This window comes from Thermus altitudinis, assembly GCF_022760835.1.
Taxonomy (GTDB): domain Bacteria; phylum Deinococcota; class Deinococci; order Deinococcales; family Thermaceae; genus Thermus; species Thermus altitudinis.
The window spans coordinates 23,305-45,748 of record NZ_JAKTNQ010000003.1 but is presented as its reverse complement, the minus strand read 5'-3'; the positions used below and the strand labels follow the sequence as shown (position 1 = coordinate 45,748).

Here is a 22,444-nt window from a genome sequence, read left to right as displayed (position 1 = left end):
ACCGCCCCTATCCTAAACCTGGATCCCGTAAAGGTCGTAGGTGTCGGCCCGGGTAATCCGAACCTGGATCCTCTCCCCCACCCGGGCCATGCCGTCCGTTTCCACGTAGACCAACCCGTCAATACCCGGGGAGTCCCGGTAGCTCCGGCCCACGGCCAAGCCCGGCTCCGGAAGCTCGTCCACCAGGACCTCGAGGGTCTGGCCCACGAAGCCTTGGTTCTTCCTTAGGCTGATCCTGGCCTGGAGCTCCAAAAGGCGCGCCTTCCTTTCCTCCTTCACCTCCTCGGGCACGGGGTTGGGCAAGGTGTTGGCCTCGGCACCCTCCACCGGGGAGTAGGGGAAAACCCCCACCCGGTCCAGCTCCGCCGCCTCCAGGAAGTCCAGAAGCTTTTGGAAGTCCTCCTCCGTCTCCCCGGGAAAGCCCACGATGAAGGTGGACCGGATGGCCAGCTCCGGCACCACCTCCCGCCAGGCCCTCAAGGTCTTAAGGTGGCTCTCGTACCCCCCGGGGCGGCGCATGAGGCGCAGTATCCTTTCGGAAGCGTGCTGAAGGGGAACATCCAAATAGGGAAGCACCTTGCCCTCGGCCATAAGCGGAAGGAGGTTCCGGACATGGGGGTAGGGGTAGACGTAGTGCAGGCGGATCCAGGCCCCGAGCTCCGACATCTGGGTCAAGAGGTCTTTAAGTTCGGCCTTCACCAAGCGGTCGCCCCAGAAGCTTTCCCGGTGGCCGATGTCCACCCCATAGGCGGAGAGGTCCTGGGCGATGAGGAGGAGCTCCCGGGTTCCGGTGGCCACCAGCCGGGCGGCCTCCGCCAACACCTCCCCGGCGTCGCGGGAGCGCAACGACCCCCTGAGTTTGGGGATAATGCAGAAGCTACAGCGGTGGTCGCACCCCTCGGAAAGCTTCAGGTAGGCGTAATGCCGGGGCGTGAGCTTCACCTGGGGCGGGACCAGGTCCAAGAGGGGGTTGCGGGACGCCGGCAACGCCTCCTGCACCGCCTGCAAAACCCGCTCCACCTCCCCCGGACCGGTGATCTCCAGCACCTGGGGGTGCCTCTTGCGGATCACCTCAGGCCGGGCCCCCAGGCACCCCGTCACCACCACCCTGCCGTTTTCCCGCAAGGCCTCCCCAATGGCCTCGAGGCTCTCCTCAATGGCCGGGGTGATGAAGCCACAGGTGTTCACGACCACCAGCTCCGCCTCCTCGTAGGTGGCGCTGGTTTCGTAACCCAAGGCTTTCAGCCGGGAAAGGATCTGTTCCGAGTCCACCAGGGCCTTGGGGCAGCCCAGGCTCACAAAGCCGATCTTCGCCATAAACCTCCAGGAGCCCGCCCAGCCCGAAGGGATCTCTTCGGGGCTCCAAAAGACCAGTATAGCCCCCTTCCAGCCTCCCTGCGAGCAGGGGCCTCAAGGGGCTTCAAAGCGACGGGTGAGGGGCTTTCCCGGCTCCCCCAAGGGGCCCAGGTCCTTGCCGTCCAGAAAAACCCGCACCGCCCCAGGGTTCCCCGAGCGCACCTCCACCGGCAGGTCAAAGCTGAGCTCCGCCCCCACCTCAGGAATGCCCTCGTAAAGCCGCTTATCTCCCTGGGTGACCCTAAGCCAACTCCGGCCCTCCAGGCGAAGGACCAGCCTCCCGGAAGGGGCCAAAGAAGGCGCGGGAGCCGGTACAGCCTGAGGCTCCTGGGGCTTGGGGGAAAGCCGGTAGCGTAGGGCGCGGTCACGGTCCAGTACCACCTCCTCCTGAAAGGGCTCATACCCGGGCTTTTCCAGCCGGATCACCCGCCGGCCTCCTTCCAGGGGGGGGCTCTTCAAGGGGGTCTGCCCTAGGTAGAATCCATCCAGGTACACCCGGGCCCCTGGGGGTTCGCTGGCCACCTCGAGGCTAAAACGTTCCGGGGATTTTGGAGGCGGCTCGGGCGGCAGGCTTACCGTTTGTACCGGCGTAGGGCGCAGGACCAGGTAGGCCCCGTACCCTAAAACCCCCAAGAGGGCCAAGGCCAAGAGAAGAGGCCAGGGCCAAGGGCGCCGGGAAGCCGGCGGGGGTGGGGGCGGAGGGGTGGGGGTTACGGGATAGAGGGCCAGGAGGGGCTCGGGGTCCAACCCCAAAAGGAGGGCGTAGCGCCGGAGGTAGCCCCGGGCCAAGGCGGGTTCAGGGAGGTCCTCAAAGCGGCAGGCCTCGAGGGCCTCCAAGACCTTGATCTTTAAGGCCAGCCGCTCGGCCGCCTCCTTTAGGGAAAGCCCCTTTTCCTCCCGGGCCCGGCGAAGCCTTTCCCCCAGTTCGCACACAAGGCTATTCTAGCGCGGCTAGGGCCAAGGCCGCCCTGGCCGCCAGGCGGGCGTTTTCCACGAGAAGCCTTTCGTTGATCCGGTCGGTCTCCCCATGGGAAAGCTCAGAGAGACGCCTCAGCAGGTAGGGGGTAAGGGCCTTGCCGAAGATCCCCTCCCGGGCCGCCTGGTGGTTGGCCTCCTCCACCCAAAGGGCCACCTCCTCGTAGGGCAGGCCCTGGGAAACGGGGTTTACCAGGAGGACCGCCCCCAGGCCCAGCTCCCGGGACTTGCGGAGGATCCGGGCGGCCTCGAGGGGGGTTTCCACCCGGGTGGGCACCGGAAAAGGGGAGTCCGAAGAAAAAAAGGCCGGCAGCCGGTCCGTGCGGTAACCCACCAGGGAAACCCCCAGGGTTTCCAGGCGCTCCAGGGTGGCCCTCAGGTCCAGGATGGCCTTGGGCCCCGAAGAGACCACCAGGATGGGGGTACGGGCAAGGGCCAGAAGATCGGCGCTTTCGTCAAAGGGCTCGGGATGCACCCCGCCGATCCCTCCGGTGGCCAAGACCTCTATCCCATGGCGGTGGGCCAGGTGCACCGTGGCCGCCACCGTGGTCCCGGCGCTCTTTCCCTGGACCAGGAGGGCAGGAAGGTTCCAGAGGCTGGCCTTCTCGGCACCCCCCTGGGCCAAGGCCTCCATCTCCTCTTGGGAAAGGCCCACGCGCACCTCGCCCCTTACGATGCCAATGGTTTTGGGCATGGCCCCTTCGGAGCGCACCGCCTCCTCCAGGGCTTTAGCGGTGTGGAGGTTCAAGGGGTAGGGTAACCCGTGGGTGAGGAGAGCCGACTCCAGAGCCACCACAGCTTCCGCCATGGGGGAAGGATACCACGCCTCAAACCTCCGGCCACACCAGGACCTCTTCCCCCACCTTGAGCCCGTGGAAGAGGAGAAGCTCGGGCGCAAGCCGGATCTCCACCCCCAGCCCCCCCACGCCCTCCACGGATAGCAGAACCTCCTTATAGGCCTTTACCCGCACCTGCTGGAAGAGGCCGTAATGCTCCCGCCAAGCGGAAAGGAGCAAGGCGTCCACCTGCGCCCCTTGGCGTCCCAGGGCCACCCGCAGCCGGGCGGTGCGGGGCACCCGGGGGAACACCTCCACCAGGCGCAACCGGGCCAGGTGGCCCAGGCGCCTCAGGACCTCCCCCAGGGGAAGAGCCAGCCGGGAAGCCAGATCCAAGGGGCTTTGGCCGCTTTCCAGGGCCAAGAGCAGGGAAAGCTCCACGGGGTCCAGGGTACCCTGGACCGCCTGGGCCCGGGAACCGGGCTGCACTAGGTCAAAAGGGCCCACCTCCACCCGCTCATCCAAAAGGCGAATGGCCTGCAGGAGATGGACCTCGAGGGGCCCTTCCAGAGAGCTCAAGGGTGGGCGCACGGCACGCTGGAACTGAAACCGACCCTCCTTCAACGCCAGCACCTCCAACAAGGCCTCCCGACCCACCCTTTCCCCAAACACCGCATGGACCGGCCGGCCCCCCTCCAGGTACACCTCTCCCCTTCCCCCCTGAGCCTCCACCACGAAAACCCCCGTCCTTCCCCCTTGGGCCAGGAGCTGCAACCAGTCCATGGGACCTAAGAGGCGGAAATCGCCTTCCATAAGGCACCGAGATACCCCTTGCCAAAGAAGTGCACATGGGCCAGGAGGTAGTAGACCTGGTACCGGGGCAGGGCCCTTTCCACCTCTTCCGGTAGGGGATAAAGGACCTGGTACGCCCTCCAGAAGTCCTGCGGAAAGCCTCCAAACAGGCGCATCATGGCCAGGTCCACTCCCCGCTCCCCCACGAAGAACGAGGGATCCAGAAGGGCGGGCCCCTCTGGGGTGAAGCGAAGGTTGCCGTGCCAAAGATCCCCGTGAAGGGGAGCAGGCCCCTCCGTGGGCAAGGGCTCGCGGAAGAGGGCTTCCACCCTCGGACCCAGGCCCTCCAGGCGATCCCAGGTGGCCTTCAGGAGGGGCTCTATGCACCGCAGGAAGAAGAACTCCGTCCACTCCTTTCCCTCCCCACCGGGCAAGGGAAAGGTGCCCAAGAATCCCGCTTCGGCCCAGTAGAAGGCTTCGCGTTGCCGGTGCAGCCCCGCCAGCATGCGGGCCAGTCCCTCCCAATCAGCAGGACCCTCCGGTAAATATTCCAGGACCAACCCCTCCTCCGCCGCAAAGAAGACCCGCGGCACCCGCACCCCCCGCTCGGCCAAAGCCCTAAGCCCCCGGGCCTCCGCGGGAAAGAGGCCGGGAGGAGGGTTGGGGGAAAGCTTCACCACATAGGCTTCCAAGCGATATACCCGGGAAATATCCCCGCCATACAGAGGCTGAGGCGGACCCTTGGCCTCAAGCCCCGCCCGACGCAGAAGTTCCCTGGGATCCATCTCTCTCCAACAAATGGTCAAGAAAGGCCCGGACGCCCGCCTCAATGGTCCAGTAGGCCTCGAGGCAGTCCTGCAGGTCCCCGTAGTAGGGGTCGGGCACCTCTCCCCCGCCCAGGTGGTCCAGGAGGAGGCGCACCTTATCCCTGGCCTCAGGGAAACGCCTCAAGACCTCGGCCAGGTTCTCCCGGTCCATCACCAGGATGTGGTCGTAGCGCTGGGCATCCTCCCGGGTCATCTGCCGGGCCACATGGGGGAAGTAGGCCCCTTCCCGCTCCAGTACCCGGCGTGCCCGGGGATCCATGGGCTCCCCAGCGTGCCAAGCCCCTGTGCCGGCGGAATCCACCTCAAACCGGGCCTCGAGGCCCCGCTCCCGGATGAGCTTGCGGAAAGCCCCCTCCGCCATGGGGCTTCGGCAGATATTCCCCATGCAGACAAAGAGCACCCGTATGGGACGGTCCATGTCTCCCATGATACGCAGGCCCTCAGTAGGGAATCTCCGCCACCACCTCCGTGCCCTTTCCCGGCTCCGAGCGCACCAAAAAACGCCCGCCCCGGGCCTCCACCCTTTCGCGCATCTGGGTGAGGCCAAAACCACCAAGCCCCTGGCTCTCCGGGTTTTGGAAGCCTTTCCCGTTGTCCCGCACCACCAGCCTGGCCCCCCGCTCCCCCAAGGGACGGAGTTCCACCTCTACCCGGCTGGGCTTCCCGTGCTTGGCGGCATTGGTGAGGGCCTCCTGCAAAACCCGAAAGAGGACCAGCTCGCTGGCCTGGGAAAGGCCTATCCCCTCCGGCAGGGTAAGCTGCACCCGGAATCCCGCCTGCTCGGCAAAGGCCTGGGCATAGCGGCGCACGGATTCCAAGAAGCCATAGCGCTCCAGGTCAATGGGGCGAAGGGCGAAGATGCTCCTCCGCACCTCCCGGATCTGCGCCCTAAGGGTTTCCTTCACCTCGTGCAACGCCTTCAGGGCCGCTTCCTGGTCCTTAGGCAAAAGCCTCTCCGCCAAGTCCAGCTTTAAGGCCATGAAGGCCAGGCTTTGCGCAATGCCATCGTGGATCTCCCGGGCGATGCGGGTGCGCTCCTCGTTGATGGCCAGTTCCTCAGCCCGCAGGTAAGCCTGGGCATTGCGCACCGCCAAGGCCACCTGGGAGGCCAGGAAGGACAGGAAGGGGATACGCCGGGAAAGATCCTGGCCCTTTAGCACCAGCACACCCACCGTTTCCCGGGCCTTGAGGGGCAAGGCCAGGACTCCGTCGTCCACAAATACCGGGCCCTCGAGGCTTCCCCTCCAAACCCCCTCCGCCAGAAAAGGATGGGAAGGCAGGTCCAGACCCCGCACCACCCGGGGCACCAAGAACCCCTCCTCGTCCAGGAGAAGAACCCCACCCCCCTCCGCCTCCGCCCAGGACTGAATCCGCTCCAAAAGTCCCTCAAGAAGCCGGTCCAGATTGGCCTCAGCCTTAAGGGCCTGGTCCACCTCAAAGAGGGTGAGCCGGTCCCGGCTACGGGCCACCACGGATTGCAAGGCCCCCGCCACCTCATGGGCCAGCACCTCCAAAAACACCCTTTCCGGCTCCGGAGGGCAGGCCTCCAGGTATCCCCTTAAACCCGGAAGCTCCACCCGCACCCCACCGCACTCCTCTCCGGCATGGACCCCCTCGGCCTCCAGGGCCACGGGATACCCCAGGGTTTCCCCCAAAGCCTGGGCGATCCGGGAGACCGCTTCCTCCAGGTTCTCGCTCTCCAAAGCCTCCCGAAACACCCTCCCCGCCGCCAAAAGGCGGCGGTTTGCCTCCTCCAAGGCCCTTTCCGCCCGCACCTTCTCCAGGGTTTCCTGGGCAATCCACTCCAGCACCGCATAGGTGACCAAGGGGCCCACCAGGCCGTAGAAGCCCAGCCGTAACCACAAGAGGCTATCCACGTGCCGGTAGGGCAAAAGGGCCAGCTCAAAGGCCACCACCACCGCGGCGATCAGGGGCGGCAAAAGCCGCTGGGCCAAGCGCACCAATCGGTAGAGGCTGTGGCTAGCCATCCTTTTCCTTCGTACCCTCCTTTTTCCGGGAAGAGGCTACCGCATACCGGCTTTGGTGCAGAAGCCCCCTAAGAAGTTGCACCTCGCCTGGGGAAAGCCGGGCCTTGTGAAAGATGCGGCGCAGGCGCCGCATGGCGTAAGGGTGGCGGTGCTGGTCGGTGAAGCCGATTTCCAGCACATACCGCCCTAGGTCCGCAAAAAATCCCTCCAGGGCCGCCAGGTCCGCCAGCTCCTCCTTGGAGGCCAAAGCGCCCTCCTGCACCCAGGCCTGGTAAAGCTCGTAGGCGAAGACCACCACCGCTTGGGCCAGGTTCAGGGAAGGTTGCTCGGGGGCGGTGGGGATGGTGCCGATGAGGTGAGCCAGGTCCAACTCTTCGTTGGTGAGGCCAAAGGTTTCCCGACCGAAGACCAAGGCCACCTCCCCCTCCACAGAGAGCACGTGAACGGGCACCTCCTTAGCCGTTACCACCGGGGCCGGGTACAGTTCCCGGGGCCTTCCCGTGGTGGCCACCACAAAACCCACCCCCTCGAGGGCCTCCCTAAGGCTTTCCACCGCCACCGCCCGGTCCAGCACCTCCTCGGCATGCACCGCCAACCAGTAGGCCTCCCGGGCCCAAGGAGGGCCTACCCGGGGGCCTGGGTTCACCAAGTAGAGGCGAGAAAGGCCAAAGTTGCGCATAGCCCGGGCCACGGCCCCCACGTTCATGGGCTCCTGGGGTTCTACCAAGACGATGCGAACACGTTCCAGCACGGCTTCCTCCTCGAGATCCTCACTGCCCGGGTGGAAAGGCAGGAAAACCTTCCTGGGTAGAATCCGGGGGGTGGTCCGCAGGGCTCACCCCGGCCGGGACAGAAGGTGCCGGGGAAGCGCCCTGGGAACGTCCCTCCCCTTCCTGCAAGGAAGGCGTTAGGACCGGCACGGGCACCTTCCCCTCAGGAAACCAGGCCTTCACCCCCTGCGGGGAGGGCTGGCCCGAAAGCAGGTCCACCTCTACCTGCACCAGGCCCGCTGGCGGGGGGAAATCCCCTCCTGGACGTCCCCTCAAGGCCGCAGCCACAAACTCCCGCCAGATGGGGGGGTTGACCACGGAGCTGGAAGGCTCCCTCCCCCCCATGCGCAGGGGCTTGTTATCGTCGCGGCCCACCCAGACCACCGCAGAAAGCCCCCGGGTCACCCCAGCAAACCAGAGGTCGCGGGCCTCGTTGGTGGTCCCCGTCTTCCCCCCCACCACCCGGCCGGGGATACGGGCCCCCTTGGCCAGGCCCTTCTCCCCCAGGTCGTACACGTATCCCTTCAAGAGGTCCCACCCTTGGTAGGCCACCTGGGGGTCAAAAAGGCGGCGCCGTTCCGGAAAGGCTTGGTAAAGCACCTGCCCCTGGGCGTCCTCCACCCGCTTCACGTAGATGGGGGTCACCCGATACCCTCCGTTGGCGAAGGCAGCGTAGGCTGCCGCCAGGTCCACCGGGGTGATGGAGGCGCCCCCGATGGCTATGGCCAGGGTGGGGTACTTGACGGCAAACCCCGCCTGGGAAAGCTTCTTGGCTACCTTCTCCACCCCAATGGCCTGGGCGGTATAGATGGCGGGCAGGTTGAGGGAGAGGTCCAGGGCGTAGCGCACCGTAACCTCCCGGTTAAGGAAGGTACCGGAGAAGTTCTTGGGCCGCCATACCCCTCCCTTCTGGCTGGGGTCGGGGAACTCCAGGGGGCGGTCGGGAACCCAGCTGGCCTGGGTCCAACCCTCTTCAAAGGCGGTGGCGTAGACAAAGGGTTTCACCGCACTCCCTGGGTTGCGCAGGGCCCGGGTGGCCCGGTTGTACTCGTCCCCTTCCCGCCGCACTCCCCCTACCAGGGCCAGAACCTCCCCTGTTTCGGGGTCCAGTCCCACGATGGCCAGCTCCGCCCCCTCCGGCAACCTGGCCCCCTTGGCGGCAGCCTCCGCCGCCCGTTGCATGGCTGGGTCCAAGGTGGTGTACACCTTCAGCCCCCCCTCGCTGTAGACCTTTTCCTTCCCGAAACGGGCCTCGAGGAAGCGGCGCACCTCGAGGACAAAGTGGGGGGCCATCCGGTAGTCCAGCTGCCTGAGGATGCGATCCTCGGGATCCACCAGCCTGGCTTCCAGAAGGTTTCCCTCCCCGTCGTAGCGCACCTCCCACCCCCTGGGCGCCAAGGGCTCCCGCCAAGCGGCCTCGGCCCCCTGCGGACTCACCCAGCCCTCGGCCACCATCTGGTTCAAAAGGAGGCGCATCCGCTCCCGCACCCCCTTCAGGTCTTGGTAACGGGCGTTGGGAGCCGGGATAAGGGAGGCCAGGTAGAGGCCCTCCGCCAGGGTCAAGGCCGCCGGATCCTTCCCAAAATAGGCTTCCGCTGCCCCCTTGATGCCCACGGCGTTACCCCCCCAGGGCACCACGTTGAGGTACATCTCCAGGATCTCCTCCTTGGTGTAGCGCCTCTCCAGCTCCAGGGCCAAGGCCCATTCCTTGAACTTCCGCTCCAGGGAACGGGCCTGGGCCAGCTCCTTGAGCAGGGTGTTTTTGATCACCTGGGTGGTGATGGTGCTTCCTCCCTGGAGATCCCCGCGAAGGATGGCATAAAGGGCCCCAAACAGGCGCACGAAATCCACGCCGTAGTGCTGGAAGTAGCGGCGGTCCTCCGAAAAGACCACGGCCGCCACCGCTGCCGGGGAAACCTCGGTAAGCCGCACCAGGCTCCGGTGGATGGCCCGCCCCTCCTCCACGCTGGCGATCTGGGCCAGAGGGGTGCCGTCCCGGGCATAAAGGGTAGAAGTGGCGGTGAGGCGCAAGCGGTCAAACTGGGAGAGGTCAGGGAGGTCGCGGGTATAGGCATAGGCCAAATACCCCAAGGCCATGCCTGCTCCCAGGAAAAGGCCGGCCAGCAAGAGGAACAGGAAGCGGAGCACCCGCACGCCCCTCAGTTTACATGGGCCTACCCCAAACCCAAAAAGCCGAAGAGCTTGTCCCGGGTGAGGGGTTTTTCTATGGCCCTCACCCGCACCACCTCCGCGGTGGTCCTGAGCCTCTCGTTGGGCTCTATGAGCACCGCCAAGGGCACCTCCTTAAGCCGGCGCACATGCCGGATGCGGGCAGCCACGGCAAAGGGGTCCACGTCCAGATCCTGGTCTAAAAGCACATACCGGGGCGTGTGGTCCAATAGCCAAAAGAGCCCTTCCCGGGCCAGGTCAAAGTGGCGAACAGGGATGCCCTTCTCGGACAGCACCAGGTCCACATAGGCCCGCAGGGCTTCGTTGCGGCTTAATAGGAGAAGCCCCGGATAATCCGTCGCCACGGGGCCAGTCTATCCAAGGGGTGCGAAAAGGATATGAAAAGATTTGGCTGGGGCGCGTGGACTCGAACCACGACCGGCGGATCCAAAGTCCGCTGTCCTGCCATTAGACGACGCCCCAGCATTCAGGCGCTTGCCCCAAGGGGCAAAGCCATCCAGATTGTAGGGCAACGGGCCTTTCCCGTCAAACCCCCCTCACACGTTAAAGAGAATGTAGAGGACATCCCCATCCTGCACCAAGTAATCCTTGCCCTCGAGGCGCACCCAGCCCCTCTCCTTAGCCCTGGCCCATCCCCCAGCCTCCACCAGCTTTTCCCAAGGGATGACCTCAGCCCGGATGAAGCCCTTCTCCATGTCGGAGTGGATCTCCCCCGCCGCCTCGGGGGCCTTGGTCCCGCGGCGCACCGTCCAGGCCCGCACCTCCTTCTCCCCGGCGGTGAAGAAGGTGATGAGGCCAAGCGCCCTATACCCCGCCTGGGCCAGGCGTTGCAGGCCGCTTTCCCTCAAGCCATAGGCGGCGAGAAGCTCCTGCCCCTCCTCCGGAGAAAGCTCGGCCAGTTCCGCCTCCAGACGGGCCGAGACCACCACCACCTCCGCCCCCTCGGCCATGGCCTTTTCCCGGACCGCCCGGACATGGGGGTTATCCTCACCTTCGGGCAGGTCCTCTTCGCCCACATTGGCCACATAGATCACCGGCTTGGCGGTGAGGAGAGGGGTTTCCCTGAGCAGGCGGCGGAGCTCGGTATCCTCCCCCTCCTGCCCGTTTCCCAGGAAGGTGCGGGCGGGCTTCCCCTCCTGCAGGTGGGCGTAAAGGGCCTCCGCCACCTCGAGGACAGGAGCCAGGTCCCGGTTGGCCCGGGCCTCCTTCCGCAGCCGTTCAAGACGCCTTTCCCAGGTGGCGAGGTCAGCCAAAAGGAGTTCGGTTTCCACCACCTCGGCATCCCCCAGGGGATCCACCCGGCCCATCACGTGCACCACATCGGGATCGGGAAAGCAGCGAAGCACGTGGGCGATGGCCGCCACCTCGCGGATGTGGGCCAGGAACTGGTTGCCCAGGCCTTCCCCCCTATGGGCACCCTTCACCAACCCAGCGATGTCCACAAACTCCACATGGGTGGGGATCACGGGAGGCAGCCTATCGCCCTTGGCAAACACCCTCTGCAAGGCGTAAAGCCTTGGGTCCTCCAAGGCCACCACCCCCACGTTCTTGTCAATGGTGGCGAAGGGGTAGTTGGCCGCCACAGCCCTTGCCCGGGTGAGGGCGTTGAAGAGGGTGGATTTGCCCACGTTGGGTAGACCGACGATTCCCACAGCCAGCATCTTGACCTCAAAAAAAGCCCCACCAAGGGGCCTCTTTTCATCCTATCACACCCTTTGCGTATGATGGCAGGGTATGGACCTGGCCGCCCACATTGACCACACCCTTCTACAACCCACCGCCACCCCCGAAGCGATCCTAAAGGTGGCGGAAGAAGCCCTGGAATACGGGTTTTTCGGCCTCTGTATCCCCCCGTCCTACGTCCCCTTGGTGCGGGAGCGTTACCCCCATGCCCCCTTTCGCTTGGTGACCGTGGTGGGCTTCCCCTTGGGCTACCAAACCCAGGAGGTCAAGGCCCTCGAGGCGGCCATAGCCTTCGCCCATGGAGCCCATGAGGTGGACATGGTGATCCACCTGGGCCGGGCCCTGGCCCAGGACTACGCCTATGTAGAGGGAGAAGTCCGCGCCGTCCGCCAAGCGGTGCCGGGTACCGTCCTTAAGGTGATTCTGGAAACAGGCCACTTCACCCCCAAGGCTTTAGAAGCCCTGGCCGAGGCCGCCATCCGGGGTGGGGCCGACTTCCTGAAGACCTCCACCGGCTTTGGGCCCCGGGGAGCCAGCCTCGAGGATGTGGAACTCCTGGTAACCATAGCCCAGGGCCGGGCCCAGGTGAAGGCGGCAGGCGGCATCCGTGACCCGAAGATGGCCCGCAAGCTTCTGGAAGCAGGGGCCACCCGGCTGGGCACCTCCAGCGGGGTAGCCCTGGTGAAAGGGGAAAGTGGGGATGGGTACTAAAAGGCGGCGGCGAAAATCCACCCTGGCCGGACTTCCGGGGTACGTGCTCCTCCTGGTCATTCTCCTCCTTTGGCTTTTCCAGGAGCTCCGCCCAGGCCCGGTTTCCTCCCCCGCCCAGGCGGAACGGGGAGGGGTTGAGGTCTATTTCATGCCCCAGGAGGGGGAGGCCGCCAAGGCCCGCCTCGTGGCCCTCATAACCGGGGCCAAGGAAAGCCTGGAGGGCGCCTTTTACGAGTTTCGCGACCTGGAGATCGCCAGGGCCCTCCTGCGGGCCAAGGAGCGAGGGGTAAGGATCAGGGTGTACGGGGAAAGCGATTACCGAAGCGATTTTCGCCGCTACCTGGTGGGAGCCGCCTTGGGCCAACAGGGGGAAACTCCCAGGGTGCCCCAGGAAGCCCTGAGGCAACGGGTTAAGCCCCTATCCTTGGATTGCGAAGAGATCGCAGGCATTCCCGTCTGCTTTGACGAACGGGAGGGCTTCATGCACCATAAGTTCCTGGTGGTGGACGGCAAGGCGGTCTGGACTGGGAGCACCAACATGACCTGGAACGCCTTCGCCCGCAACAACGAGAATAGCCTTCTCCTTCCGTCCCCCACCCTGGCCCAGGGATACGCCAAGGAGTTCCAAGCCCTTTTTGGCGGCAACAAGGAGGGCTTGGGAGAGCCCGTGGCCTTCGCCCTTACAGACGAAAACCTCTCCCTGGAGGGCACCGCCTATTTCAGCCCAAGAGGGGGTCCAATGGCGCGAGGAGCCCTCCTGGAAAGGCTAAAAGCGGCCAGGGAAGAGATTCTGGTGGCGGCCTTCGTCCTCACGGACCAGGAGGTGGTGAAGGCCTTGGTCCAGGCCCAGAGGAGAGGGGTGGGGGTGCAGGTCCTCCTGGAAACCCGCAACCTCCGGGATAGCCGGGAAGACGACCTCCTCCGGGCCGGGGTAGCGGTGCGCAAGGATGGCAACCCTTACACCCTGCACCACAAGGTCATGGTGATAGACGGTACCTGGGCGGTCACGGGTAGCTACAACTTCACCGCCAGGGCCTGGCAGGTAAACAACGAAAATCTCCTCATCCTAAAAAGCCCCTCCCTGGCCGAGCGCTACCGGCAGGAGTTCCTGAGGCTATGGCAGGAAGGAACGCCCCTTTAGTGCTCACCCTAGCCTCGGGTAGTCCGAGGCGTAGGGCCCTCCTCGAGGCCCTGGGCTTCCCTTTAAGGGTGGTCCCCCCTGGGGTGGAAGAGAAAGGGGAAAGCCTCCCCCTAGACCCCAAGGAGCTGGCCCTGGCCCTGGCCCGGCGCAAGGGGGAAGCGGTGCCAGGGGAGTGGGTACTGGCGGCGGATACCGTGGTGGACCTGGAAGGGCGGGTGCTCGGGAAACCCAAGGATCGGGCGGAAAACCACCTCTTCCTCCGCCTCCTTTCCGGCAGAACCCACCGGGTCCACACCGCCATCTACCTGCGTACCCCAGGCGACCTGGTGGCGGAGGTGCACACCACCCAGGTGCGCTTCCGCAGGCTTTCCGAAGAGGAGATCGCCTGGTACGTGCAAAGCGGCGAGGGCCTGGACAAGGCGGGGGGCTACGGGGCCCAGGGCTTGGGAATGGCCCTTTTGCAGGGGATCGAGGGGGATTTCTACACGGTGGTGGGCCTGCCTGTGGCCCGGGTTTTTGCTCTCCTTTGGGAGAGGGGGTTTAGGCCATGAGGGAAGTGGCCCTGCGCCGGGGGCTTTTCCTCCTCCTCTTGGCTTTGGGCCTGGCCATGGCCGCCTTAACGCGCCCCCTTGCCCCCCGCCTGGCCCTAACCCTTTCCCCCCTCACCGCCCCCCTTCCCACCTTGGGCCACCGCCTAGGGCAGAACCTGCGGGCCGCTCTGACCGCCCTCCTCAACCGCCAAGACCTCTTCGCGGAAAACCGAGCCCTAAAGGCGCGGCTGTCCCAACTGGAAAGCGAGAATCGGAGGCTTCGCCTCGAGGTGGCGCGCCTCTCCCGGGCCCTCAAGGTCCAGGCCACCCAGGCCCCCGGGGTGGTGGCGGTGGCCCCAGTGGTGGGGGAGGACCTTTCCGGGCTTTACCGCCGGCTTATCCTGGGCCTAGGGGAACGGGATGGCCTCCGGGTGGGTATGCCGGTGACCGCTCCGGAGGGGCTGGTGGGGCTCATCGTGGAGGTGGAGGAACGCCGAGCCCTGGTGCGTACCCTTCTGGACCCGGAAAGCCAGGTGGGCGTGCGGCCGGAGAAGGCCCCGGGACGGGGGATAGCCCGGGGTGTTCCCCCTGACCACCTGCTGGCGGAGTTCCCCCCCACGGTCAAGGTGGCCCCGGGGGATCTGCTCCTCACCGGAGCCCCCCTGGGCCTTTTCCCCGATGGCCTCCCCGTGGGCCGGGTGGAACGTGTGGAGCGCGTCCAAGGTGGATTAAAGCTACGGGCCTGGGTCAGGCCCCTGGTGGAGCTATCCCTATTGGAAGAGGTTATCGTGCTGAGGCCGTTATGATGGGCCTTTTGCTCCTGATCACCCTCGCCCTCTCCGGATTCCTAGGGGCCCTTTGGCCTCAGGGGCTGATGGCCCCGGACCTCTTCCTGGTCCTGGCCCTCCTCTACGCCCGAAGCCTTCCCTACTACCTGGGCCTCCCCTGGGCCTTTTTCCTGGGGCTTGTGCAAGACCTCCTGGGATATGGGCTTTTGGGTCTCCATGCGGTAGGGCTTTTAAGCGCCAGCTACGCCTATTATGCGGCGAGCCGCCGCCTGGCCCCGGGGGAGGCTCCTGGGATCCTCTTCTCCTTCATCTGGGCCTTTTCCGCCAAGTGGGCGGGCTACTTCCTGGTAGCCTACTGGCTGCGCCTGGAACTTCCCGCCTTCTTGCCCCTAGACCTTCTCCTCGAGGGCCTCCTCACCCTTCCCTTGGCCCTCCTGGCGTGGCGCCTCCTGCCGCCTCCCCGACGACCATGACCAGCAGGCTTTACGCCCTCATGCTCTTCTTTCTCCTGGCCTTCGGCCTCCTGGCCTTAAGGGCCTGGCACCTGCAAGTTCTGCAGCATGAGAAGTACGCCCTGCGGAGCCAAGGCAACTACCTGAAGACCGAGGGCCTACCCGCTCCCCGGGGCCGCATCCTGGACCGCAAGGGCCGGGTGATCGCCCAGGACCGGCTGGTGGTGGACCTGGTTTACGAAGGGGGGGAGGTGGCCTTTGCCGAGAGGCTTCTACCCCTTTTAGGCCTGCGGGAGCTTCCCAAGGTAGAGGGCCCCCAGGTCCTGAAAGCAGGAGTGCCTGAATACCTGCTTCCCACCCTGGCAGAGATCACCGCCGGACAGAAAAACCTCAGGCTGGTGGAGCGGATTGAGCGCCACTACCCCAACCCCATCTCGGGGCCCGTCCTCGGGTATGTGCTTCAGGCCAACGCCGAGCAGGTGAAGCGGGGATACAGCCCCGACGAGCAGGTGGGCCAAGCGGGCCTCGAGGCGGCCCTCGAGCCCTACCTGAGGGGCAAGCGCGGCCTGAAGGCGGTGGAGGTCAACGTCCGGGGGGAACGCCTCAGGGAAAACATCCTGGAGGAGCCTAGCCCGGGGCAGGACGTGGTCCTGACCCTGGATCTGGACCTGCAAAGGGCTGCGGAAAAGGCCTTGGAAGAAGCCTTGGCCGACATCAACGCCGGACGGAGAGCCAAGGGCCTTCCTCCCGCCACCCGGCCCAAGGGGGCCATCGTGGCCGTGAACCCCAAAACAGGGGAGGTCCTGGCCATGGCCAGCGCCCCTTCCTTTGACCCAGGCCTCTTCGCCAAACGACCCGTCCCGCCCGAAGTGCAAGCCCTTTTGACCGACAAAGACCTTCCTCTTCTCAACCGGGCCGTCCAACCCTATGCTCCCGGTTCTACCTTCAAGTTAGCCACTAGCTACGCGCTTCTGGAGGAGGAGTATGTGAGCCCCTCCACTCCCTACCGGTGTAGCCCCTATATCGTCTTTGGCGGCCAGGTGCGCCGCAACTGGGCCACGTGGGACATGGGGCCTATGACCGTGAAAGAGGCCATCGCCTGGAGCTGCAACACCTGGTACTACCAGGCGGTGGCTCAGGACCCCCTAGGGGTGGTGGACCGCCTGGCGGCCAGGGCTAAGCTCCTGGGCCTTGGGGAGGCCACAGGCTTGGAGGTGGCGGAACGGACCGGGCTTCTCCCGACCCGGGCCTGGAAGCGGGAAGCCCTGAAGGAACCCTGGTACCCTGGCGAAACCCTCTCCCTGGCCATTGGCCAGGGAGCCATCCTGGCCACCCCAGCCCAGGTGGCGCGCATGCTTTCCACCATCGCCAACTCCGGGCTAAAGCCCAGCCTTCATCTGGTCAAGCGCATCGGTCAGGTGGAGACTAGGCCCAAGCTTGAGCCGGTACCTGGGCGTTTTTGGGGGATTCTCCAGGACGGATTACGAAAAACGGTGGAGCAAGGTACGGCCCGCCATGTCCTTGGGAACTTCCCCGTGCCCACGGGTGGCAAAACAGGTACCGCGGAAACCCCAGGCAAGCGGGCAGGCCTGGAACACGCCTGGTATATGGGCTATGGCCCCACCGACCCCACCTCCCCTTATCCTCCACTGGTGGTGGTGGCCTTCTTTGAGAACGGGGGCGAGGGAAGCCGCGTGGCCCTTCCTGCCGTGCGCAAGGTGATGGCCGCTTACTGGCGGGTAGAGGAGGCCCAGGCCAGGTAGAATAACCCCATGCGGCTCCGCGCCACCCCCAAGGCCCTAGCCCTACGCTTGGACGGGGGAGAAACCCCGGAAGAAATCCGAAACCTCAAGCTACCGGAAGACCTTCCCCTCGAGGTGGAGGTGGCCGGGCCCGTACCCGGGAACGTGCTCCAAGCCTTACTGGAGCTGGGCCGGCCCCTCACCCTAGTCCCTCCCCGAAACCGCCCCCCCGCCGGTACCCTGGTCCTCAGCAAAACCCTTCGCTCCGGGGAACGGGTGGAACACCCCGGCACCGTGGTGATCCTGGGCGATGTGAACCCGGGAGCCGAGGTGGTGGCGGGGGGGGACGTGATCGTGGTGGGCAAACTGCGGGGTCTGGCCCATGCAGGGGCAGGGGGGGACGCGGAGCGCTTCATCTTTGCCCTGGAACTGGCCGCCAAGCAGGTGCGCATCGGCCCCCACCTGGCCCAAGCCCCGGAGGGCCTTGACACACGGGGCCCTGAGATCGCCCGGGTCCAGGAAGGAACCATCGTGGTGGAACCGGCTAGAAAGCGATAGTTCCCATTTCTACCCCGTACCGCTTCAGCACGAGGTAAATGACCCAACCCGATGCGGCCACGTACAGCCAGATGGGCACCAGCACCCTGGCCCAACGCTTGTGCAGAACGAACTCCCCCCTAAAGGCCCGCCAGATCACATAAAGGGCCAAGGGTCCGTTGAGGGCGGCCAGGAGGGTGTGGGTGATGAGCAGGAAGTAGTAGGCACCCCGCCAGGCCTCAGGCCCCCCGTAGGCGGTGGTGCCGTGAAGGGCCCACTTGGCCAGGTAAAAGACCAGGAAAATAAGGGCTAGGAAGGTGGCCGTAAGCATGGCCCGGTGATGCCAGACCCTCTTCCCCCTTTTGATCAGGGCAACCCCCGCCAGTAGCGCCAACCCCGAGAGGACAATGCTCCAAACCGCCAGCAAGCCCAAAAGCTCTTTCACGCCCTTTCCTCCCCGAGACGCTCGCCCAGAAGCCGCACGGGCTCCAGCTGCGAGGTGCGCGCATAGCTGTAACCTCTCAAATAATCCTCTTCTTGACCTAAAAGCTGGTAAAGCCTAAGGTAGGCCACCGCCAGAAGCCCATCCCGTTCCCGCCCAGGGGGAAGCCGGTGAAGAAGCCTGGCGATCTCGCGAAACCTGGGGACCTGGCTGGCCTCGAGGGGCGTACCCCTCAAGGCCCGGGCCAGGTCCGCCAAGGTGTCGCCGCTCCGCCCCATAACCCCAAGGAGTGTACCATACCTACCCCTATGGAATGCGCCGGCCCGTACGGTTACCAGCAGCGTCTACCGCAAGCAGCATAGCCCCAGCGGGCACCTCTGCAGAAAAGGCCACCGAGGCCTCCTTGGGAAGGGAAAGGGGACTGTAGCGACCGCCCACCTGAACCACCACCCGGTCCACCTGGACGTTGTCCTCCACCCGTCCGTACACCCGGTACAAGCCGCCTTCCCTCTCCACCCTTTCCACCACGATGCGGGGGGGCACGGCATCCAACACCAAGGGGACCCGCTTCTCCCCCCGGTTTCCCCGCGCGTCCTCGGCCTCCAGAAGAAGCTCCACCTTTCCCGAGGCCGGGGCCTGGAGGCGGAAGCGGAAATGGACCAGGCGCTTGCCCCTCTCCTCAGGGAGCAAGACCTCCTGCCCGTTGGCCTGGACCTTTACTACCCCCGCGGGGTCAAAGGCATACCCCTGAACCCTGAGCTCCTTTCCCGGGGCCACTGCCCCACCCAAGGGCTCCACCAACCCTATCTCGGGGGAAGCGGTATCCGGCCGAGCGCAGGAAGCCAGAAGGAAAAGAAGAAAGAGGAGACGCGTACGCATCTCCTCTATGGTAACGGCAAGCTTACCTTAGGATTACCCCTACGCGCGCGTATGCGAACGGGATCACAAACGCATTGTCACCGAGCCAGGTAGAGACACCGAGCCCAGTTTCAAGGTAGGTACTAATCGCTGGGTCAGGAAGCTGAACCTCCGTACCCATAAAGCCGTGAGGAAATATCACAAACGAACGCCCACTCAGATTGGCGCTCACCCCCAAGCCAAAACCGTAGTACCGAATCATCCCTGGGCCCGGAGAGGAAGACAAGCTATCTTTGCCCAGGATGAAAGCGACATCTCCTCCAATACCCCCGACCATGATGGCAGGGCCTAGCCCCAAGCGCAAGATACCGCTCTGATACTGGACACCGATAGGCGTGAAGAAACTAGATGAGTAAAAACCCAAGCCCGGAGTTTGAGCTAGGCCATAAGATAAAACCATCATTCCCACTAGAGTCCAAAGAAACCTTCTCATAACTCACCTCTCTGCTCCAATGTTAGAAAGTTACTCCGAACAAGTCAAGTTACGTGGTATAAAGCGCGTTAATCCTCACATATCCTTCTGTCAGGTCGCAGCCCCAGGCCACCCCTTCCCCAGGGCCTTCCCCCAGGTCCACCCAGACCTCCACCTCTTCGGCCCGCATGGCCTGGCTGGCCCTCTCCCGGTCAAAGGGAAGGGCACCCCCGGCGTAGAGGGCAAGCCCCTGAACCCGAATCCTCACCCGCAGGGGGTCAAACCGCGCCCCCGAGTTGCCCAAAGCCGCCAGAATGCGGCCCCAGTTGGGATCGTTTCCGTAAAGGGCGCTTTTCCAGAGGGCGCTTCCCGCTATGGTCCTCGCCGCCCGCCTGGCCTCCTCCTCCGTGGCCGCCCCCACCACCCGCACGGTCATGAGCTTGGTGGCCCCTTCCCCATCCCGGGCAATCTTCCTGGCCAGCTCCCGGGCCACCCCTTCCAAGGCGGGGGCGAAGGCCTCGAGGGACACCCCACCATAAGCCCCGTTCGCCATCACCAGGGCGAGATCGTTGGTAGAGGTATCCCCGTCCACGGTAACCTGGTTGAAGGTGCGGTCCACAATGCCCCGCCAGATTTCCCTTAAGGCCTCCTGGGGCAAGGCAGCATCCGTCACCAGGAAGGCCAGCATGGTGGCCATGTTGGGGTGGATCATGCCGCTTCCCTTGGCAACGCCCACGATCCTGGCCCCCTCCACCTCAGCCTCGGCCACCTTGGCCACCAGGTCGGTGGTGAGGATGGCCTCGGCGAAGGCCTCGGCATAGGGGGTGAGCTCAATCTGGGGTAGACCCGCCTCCACCTTCTCCACGGGAAGGGGCACGCCGATGACCCCAGTGGAAGCCGTCAAGACCTCCTCCACGGAAAGCCCCAAACGCAGGGCCGCGGCCTCGGCCATGCGCCGGTCGTCCCCAAAACCACGCTCCCCGGTAGCGCAGTTGGCGTTGCCCGCGTTAACCACCACCGCCCGTAAGGGACCCCCTTGGGCGTGAAGGGCCCTGCCCCGATGTATGGAAGGGGCAGCGGCTCGATTCTGCGTAGCCACATAGGCCCAGGAAGCGGGAAGGCCGGACACCAAAAGGGCCAGATCGGGTTTTCCCGAAGGCTTGATGCCCGCCCGGGTGGCCCCTGCGCGGAACCCCAAAGGCAGTCTCACGGCCATATCCCCTCCTTGGGAAGCGCGGTTTCTTCAGGAAAACCCAGCATCAGGTTCAGGTTCTGCACCGCTTGGCCCGCCATACCCTTGACCAGGTTATCCAAGGCGGCAAACACCAGGACACGCCCGGTTCGGGGCTCATATAGGGGCTTCAGGTCCACCCGGTTGGAGGCGTAGGTGCCTTTAGTCTCGGGCAAAGTCTCCCGCAGCACCCGAACAAAGGGCTCCCCTATGTAAAAATCCCCATAAAGCTCGTCCAAAGTACCCTGGCTCCAGTCCCCATCCACCTCGGCCTCCGCTGTGACCAGGATGCCCCGGGTCATGGGCACCAGGTGGGGCACAAAAGTCAAGCGCATCTCCCCCACTGGCCCGTGGGTCCTCACCCTCGGCCCCTGGGCCAATAAACGCCCCAAGTTCCTCTCCATCTCCGGGATATGGCGATGGGTACCCCCCACCTTGTAGGGCTTGAGGTTCTCGTTGACCTCGGCAAAGAAAGTCCCCTCCCCCTCTCTCCCCGCCCCGGAAACTCCGCTAAGGCCCACCACAAAAGCCCTCCGCAGGACCCCTGCCGAGGCCAGGGGCGCCAGGGCTAAGGTGGTGGCCGTCACGTAGCAACCGGGATTGGCCACCAGCCTTGCCCCCTTTAGCTCCTCCCGGTGGAGTTCGGGAAGGCCGTAAATGGCCTCCGGGTAAAGCCCCGGGCTCTTATGGGGAATGCCATACCAAGCCTCGTAAACCTCCGGCGGAAGCCGATAGTCCCCGGAGAGGTCTATCACCCGTTTACCCGCCTCCAGGAGCCCGGGGGTAAGCCCCATGGCCAGACCGTTGGGCAGGGCCAGGAAGACCACCTCGGCCTGCTCCAGGACCTCCTCTTGGGAATGGAAGGGCCTTCTGTCCCACAGCTGGGGCCAGGCAGCCGAAAGGGGCTTCCCCTCGTATTTGCGGCTGCTAAAGCCCACCACCTCCACCCCGGGATGGGCCTTCAGCAAGCGGAGGAGCTCAGCCCCCCCGTACCCCGAAGCCCCCACGATTCCCACCCTCACCACGGTACCTCCAAAGGGATGCCGCCCCTAGCTTAGTAGGCGCAAGAGCACGGCCTTGGCGGTGTGGAGGCGATTTTCCGCCTGGTCAAAGACCCGGCTCCGGGGCCCGTGCACCGCCTCCTCGGTGGTCTCCTCCCCATAATGGGCGGGAAGGCAGTGGAGAAAAATACCCTCGGGCCGGAGAAGCCGCAAGAGCTCCCCGTTAACCTGGAAGCCATTGAAGTCCTGGAGCCTTCTTTCCCGTTCTGCCTCCTGGCCCATGCTGGTCCAGACATCGGTGTAAAGGGCATGGGCCCCTAGGGCTGCTTCCTGGGGGCTATGGGTGAAAAGGGCCCCTGCCTTTTGCACCAGGGCCGGATCCGGCTCGTAGCCCCTTGGGGTGGCCACCCGCACCCGCAGGCCCACCAAGGGGGCCACCTCCAGAAGCGAGTTCAACACGTTGTTCCCATCCCCCACCCAGGCCACCTCGAGGCCCTCCCATCCCCCGAAAGCTTCCTTCAGGGTGAGGAGGTCCGCCAGGGCCTGCAGGGGATGGGCCCGGTCGGAAAGGGCGTTGATCACCGGGATACGGGCGTGGCGGGCCAGTTCCTCCACGGTTTCGTGCCGGTACACGCGGGCGGCGATCCCCTCCACAAAGCGCTCCAGGTTCTTGGCGATATCCCTGACAGGCTCGCGCTCGCCGATGCCCACCTGCTTTTGGTCCAGGTAAACCGCATGCCCTCCCAGGTGGAGCATGGCCACCTCGAGGGTGGTGCGGGTGCGCAAGGAAGGTTTCTCAAAGAGCAAGGCCAGCACCTTGCCCTTGAGGTCCTCTCCCCGATAGCGCTCCCGCTTAAGGGTTTCCGCCAAGGCTAAAAGGTCCTCCACTTCCCTTTTGCCATAGAAGGTAAAGTCTAAAAGGTCCTTGGGCCGGGTGAGGGCATCTCCCACCATGAGGCTTATAGGATAGCGCAATCCTGCAAACTTATGCAACCCCCGCCCACCTCCTTGCCCCTTGCCTCGCTCCCCCTAGGGGGTTCCTTATAATGCAGGTGCCTCCGAGCCCGGGTAGGCCCCTGGGGCTTCCCGGGCCGGGTCTATGGCCCCGGGGTGGTGGGGGTAACCCCGTCGCCTGCCATGGTTGCAAAGGAGGTAACAGTGGCCAAGCTGCCGTCCATACTG

24 protein-coding genes, 1 tRNA gene and 1 riboswitch are annotated in these 22,444 nt (G+C 65.0%); of the genes, 7 read left to right on the top strand and 18 right to left on the bottom strand.

Annotation, left to right across the window (positions count from 1 at the left end; all coding sequences use genetic code 11):
* Window positions 1–12 precede the first annotated feature (12 nt).
* The 12 genes from rimO to ychF all read right to left on the bottom strand — a co-directional run bounded on the left by rimO (window position 13) and on the right by ychF (window position 11,335).
* Window positions 13–1,317 (bottom strand): 30S ribosomal protein S12 methylthiotransferase RimO, encoded by a 1,305-nt coding sequence (gene rimO / locus L0D16_RS02005; RefSeq protein WP_243029661.1) that lies wholly within the window; start codon window positions 1,315–1,317, stop codon window positions 13–15.
* A 93-nt stretch (window positions 1,318–1,410) separates the two neighbouring features.
* Window positions 1,411–2,289, bottom strand: coding sequence for a helix-turn-helix domain-containing protein (locus tag L0D16_RS02000; protein ID WP_243029660.1), 879 nt, complete (start codon window positions 2,287–2,289; stop codon window positions 1,411–1,413).
* Between the two features lie 4 nt (window positions 2,290–2,293).
* Entirely contained in the window at window positions 2,294–3,139 is an 846-nt protein-coding gene (locus L0D16_RS01995) for a pseudouridine-5'-phosphate glycosidase (RefSeq protein ID WP_243029659.1), read from the bottom strand.
* A gap of 19 nt (window positions 3,140–3,158) precedes the next feature.
* Window positions 3,159–3,920: a DUF4388 domain-containing protein gene (locus L0D16_RS01990; RefSeq protein ID WP_243029658.1), complete on the bottom strand. Its 762-nt coding sequence runs from the start codon at window positions 3,918–3,920 to the stop codon at window positions 3,159–3,161.
* The gene (locus L0D16_RS01985) at window positions 3,896–4,684 is read right to left on the bottom strand and encodes a fructosamine kinase family protein (RefSeq protein ID WP_243029657.1); all 789 of its coding nucleotides are present in this window, start codon (window positions 4,682–4,684) and stop codon (window positions 3,896–3,898) included. The genes L0D16_RS01990 and L0D16_RS01985 overlap by 25 nt, the downstream gene beginning before the upstream one ends.
* Window positions 4,647–5,153: a low molecular weight protein-tyrosine-phosphatase gene (locus tag L0D16_RS01980; RefSeq protein WP_243029656.1), complete on the bottom strand. Its 507-nt coding sequence runs from the start codon at window positions 5,151–5,153 to the stop codon at window positions 4,647–4,649. The genes L0D16_RS01985 and L0D16_RS01980 overlap by 38 nt, the downstream gene beginning before the upstream one ends.
* A 13-nt stretch (window positions 5,154–5,166) precedes the next feature.
* Window positions 5,167–6,714, bottom strand: a complete 1,548-nt coding sequence (locus L0D16_RS01975; RefSeq protein WP_243029655.1) for a sensor histidine kinase — start codon at window positions 6,712–6,714, stop codon at window positions 5,167–5,169.
* A complete protein-coding gene (locus L0D16_RS01970) occupies window positions 6,707–7,462 on the bottom strand; it encodes an RNA methyltransferase (RefSeq protein WP_243029756.1) in 756 nt (251 codons plus the stop codon). The genes L0D16_RS01975 and L0D16_RS01970 overlap by 8 nt, the downstream gene beginning before the upstream one ends.
* 22 nt (window positions 7,463–7,484) lie before the next feature.
* The gene (locus L0D16_RS01965; protein WP_243029754.1) at window positions 7,485–9,581 is read right to left on the bottom strand and encodes a transglycosylase domain-containing protein; all 2,097 of its coding nucleotides are present in this window, start codon (window positions 9,579–9,581) and stop codon (window positions 7,485–7,487) included.
* 77 nt (window positions 9,582–9,658) lie between these two features.
* A complete protein-coding gene (locus tag L0D16_RS01960; RefSeq protein ID WP_243029654.1) occupies window positions 9,659–10,018 on the bottom strand; it encodes a response regulator in 360 nt (119 codons plus the stop codon).
* Window positions 10,019–10,062: 44 nt separating this feature from the next.
* A tRNA-Gln gene (locus tag L0D16_RS01955) sits at window positions 10,063–10,136 on the bottom strand.
* A gap of 74 nt (window positions 10,137–10,210) precedes the next feature.
* On the bottom strand, window positions 10,211–11,335 hold the full coding sequence (gene ychF / locus L0D16_RS01950) for a redox-regulated ATPase YchF (RefSeq protein ID WP_243029653.1): 1,125 nt from the start codon (window positions 11,333–11,335) through the stop codon (window positions 10,211–10,213).
* A gap of 73 nt (window positions 11,336–11,408) precedes the next feature.
* Here ychF and deoC point away from each other — a divergent pair, with 73 nt between their 5' ends.
* From deoC to L0D16_RS01915, 7 genes are read left to right on the top strand one after another with little or no spacing between them, the layout of a single operon-like run.
* Window positions 11,409–12,068 carry a deoxyribose-phosphate aldolase gene (gene deoC, locus L0D16_RS01945; protein ID WP_243029652.1) on the top strand — a complete coding sequence of 220 codons (660 nt, stop codon included), beginning with the start codon at window positions 11,409–11,411 and terminating at the stop codon, window positions 12,066–12,068.
* Window positions 12,058–13,209 carry a phospholipase D-like domain-containing protein gene (locus tag L0D16_RS01940; protein ID WP_243029651.1) on the top strand — a complete coding sequence of 384 codons (1,152 nt, stop codon included), beginning with the start codon at window positions 12,058–12,060 and terminating at the stop codon, window positions 13,207–13,209. The genes deoC and L0D16_RS01940 overlap by 11 nt, the downstream gene beginning before the upstream one ends.
* On the top strand, window positions 13,185–13,760 hold the full coding sequence (locus L0D16_RS01935; protein WP_243029650.1) for a Maf family protein: 576 nt from the start codon (window positions 13,185–13,187) through the stop codon (window positions 13,758–13,760). Before L0D16_RS01940 ends, L0D16_RS01935 begins: the two co-directional genes overlap by 25 nt.
* Window positions 13,757–14,545: a rod shape-determining protein MreC gene (gene mreC / locus L0D16_RS01930; RefSeq protein WP_243029649.1), complete on the top strand. Its 789-nt coding sequence runs from the start codon at window positions 13,757–13,759 to the stop codon at window positions 14,543–14,545. Before L0D16_RS01935 ends, mreC begins: the two co-directional genes overlap by 4 nt.
* Window positions 14,542–15,000, top strand: coding sequence for a rod shape-determining protein MreD (locus L0D16_RS01925; protein ID WP_243029648.1), 459 nt, complete (start codon window positions 14,542–14,544; stop codon window positions 14,998–15,000). Before mreC ends, L0D16_RS01925 begins: the two co-directional genes overlap by 4 nt.
* Window positions 14,997–16,742: a penicillin-binding transpeptidase domain-containing protein gene (locus L0D16_RS01920; RefSeq protein ID WP_243029647.1), complete on the top strand. Its 1,746-nt coding sequence runs from the start codon at window positions 14,997–14,999 to the stop codon at window positions 16,740–16,742. The genes L0D16_RS01925 and L0D16_RS01920 overlap by 4 nt, the downstream gene beginning before the upstream one ends.
* 9 nt (window positions 16,743–16,751) lie before the next feature.
* Complete coding sequence (locus L0D16_RS01915; RefSeq protein WP_243029646.1) at window positions 16,752–17,279, top strand: septum site-determining protein MinC; 528 nt, start codon at window positions 16,752–16,754, stop codon at window positions 17,277–17,279.
* On the opposite strand, the gene L0D16_RS01910 is transcribed toward L0D16_RS01915, so the two are convergent.
* From L0D16_RS01910 to argF, 6 genes are all read right to left on the bottom strand, one after another.
* A complete protein-coding gene (locus L0D16_RS01910; RefSeq protein WP_243029645.1) occupies window positions 17,266–17,703 on the bottom strand; it encodes a DUF420 domain-containing protein in 438 nt (145 codons plus the stop codon). The genes L0D16_RS01915 and L0D16_RS01910 overlap by 14 nt on opposite strands.
* A complete protein-coding gene (locus tag L0D16_RS01905; RefSeq protein WP_243026703.1) occupies window positions 17,700–17,978 on the bottom strand; it encodes a hypothetical protein in 279 nt (92 codons plus the stop codon). The genes L0D16_RS01910 and L0D16_RS01905 overlap by 4 nt, the downstream gene beginning before the upstream one ends.
* Window positions 17,979–18,006: 28 nt before the next feature.
* The gene (locus L0D16_RS01900) at window positions 18,007–18,579 is read right to left on the bottom strand and encodes a hypothetical protein (RefSeq protein WP_243029644.1); all 573 of its coding nucleotides are present in this window, start codon (window positions 18,577–18,579) and stop codon (window positions 18,007–18,009) included.
* 521 nt (window positions 18,580–19,100) lie between these two features.
* Window positions 19,101–20,246: a bifunctional glutamate N-acetyltransferase/amino-acid acetyltransferase ArgJ gene (gene argJ / locus L0D16_RS01895; RefSeq protein WP_243029643.1), complete on the bottom strand. Its 1,146-nt coding sequence runs from the start codon at window positions 20,244–20,246 to the stop codon at window positions 19,101–19,103.
* Window positions 20,237–21,277, bottom strand: coding sequence for an N-acetyl-gamma-glutamyl-phosphate reductase (gene argC, locus L0D16_RS01890; protein WP_243029752.1), 1,041 nt, complete (start codon window positions 21,275–21,277; stop codon window positions 20,237–20,239). The genes argJ and argC overlap by 10 nt, the downstream gene beginning before the upstream one ends.
* A gap of 33 nt (window positions 21,278–21,310) precedes the next feature.
* Window positions 21,311–22,216, bottom strand: a complete 906-nt coding sequence (argF, locus tag L0D16_RS01885; protein WP_243029642.1) for an ornithine carbamoyltransferase — start codon at window positions 22,214–22,216, stop codon at window positions 21,311–21,313.
* A 90-nt stretch (window positions 22,217–22,306) separates the two neighbouring features.
* Window positions 22,307–22,430: riboswitch (molybdenum cofactor riboswitch) on the top strand.
* Window positions 22,431–22,444 lie beyond the last annotated feature (14 nt).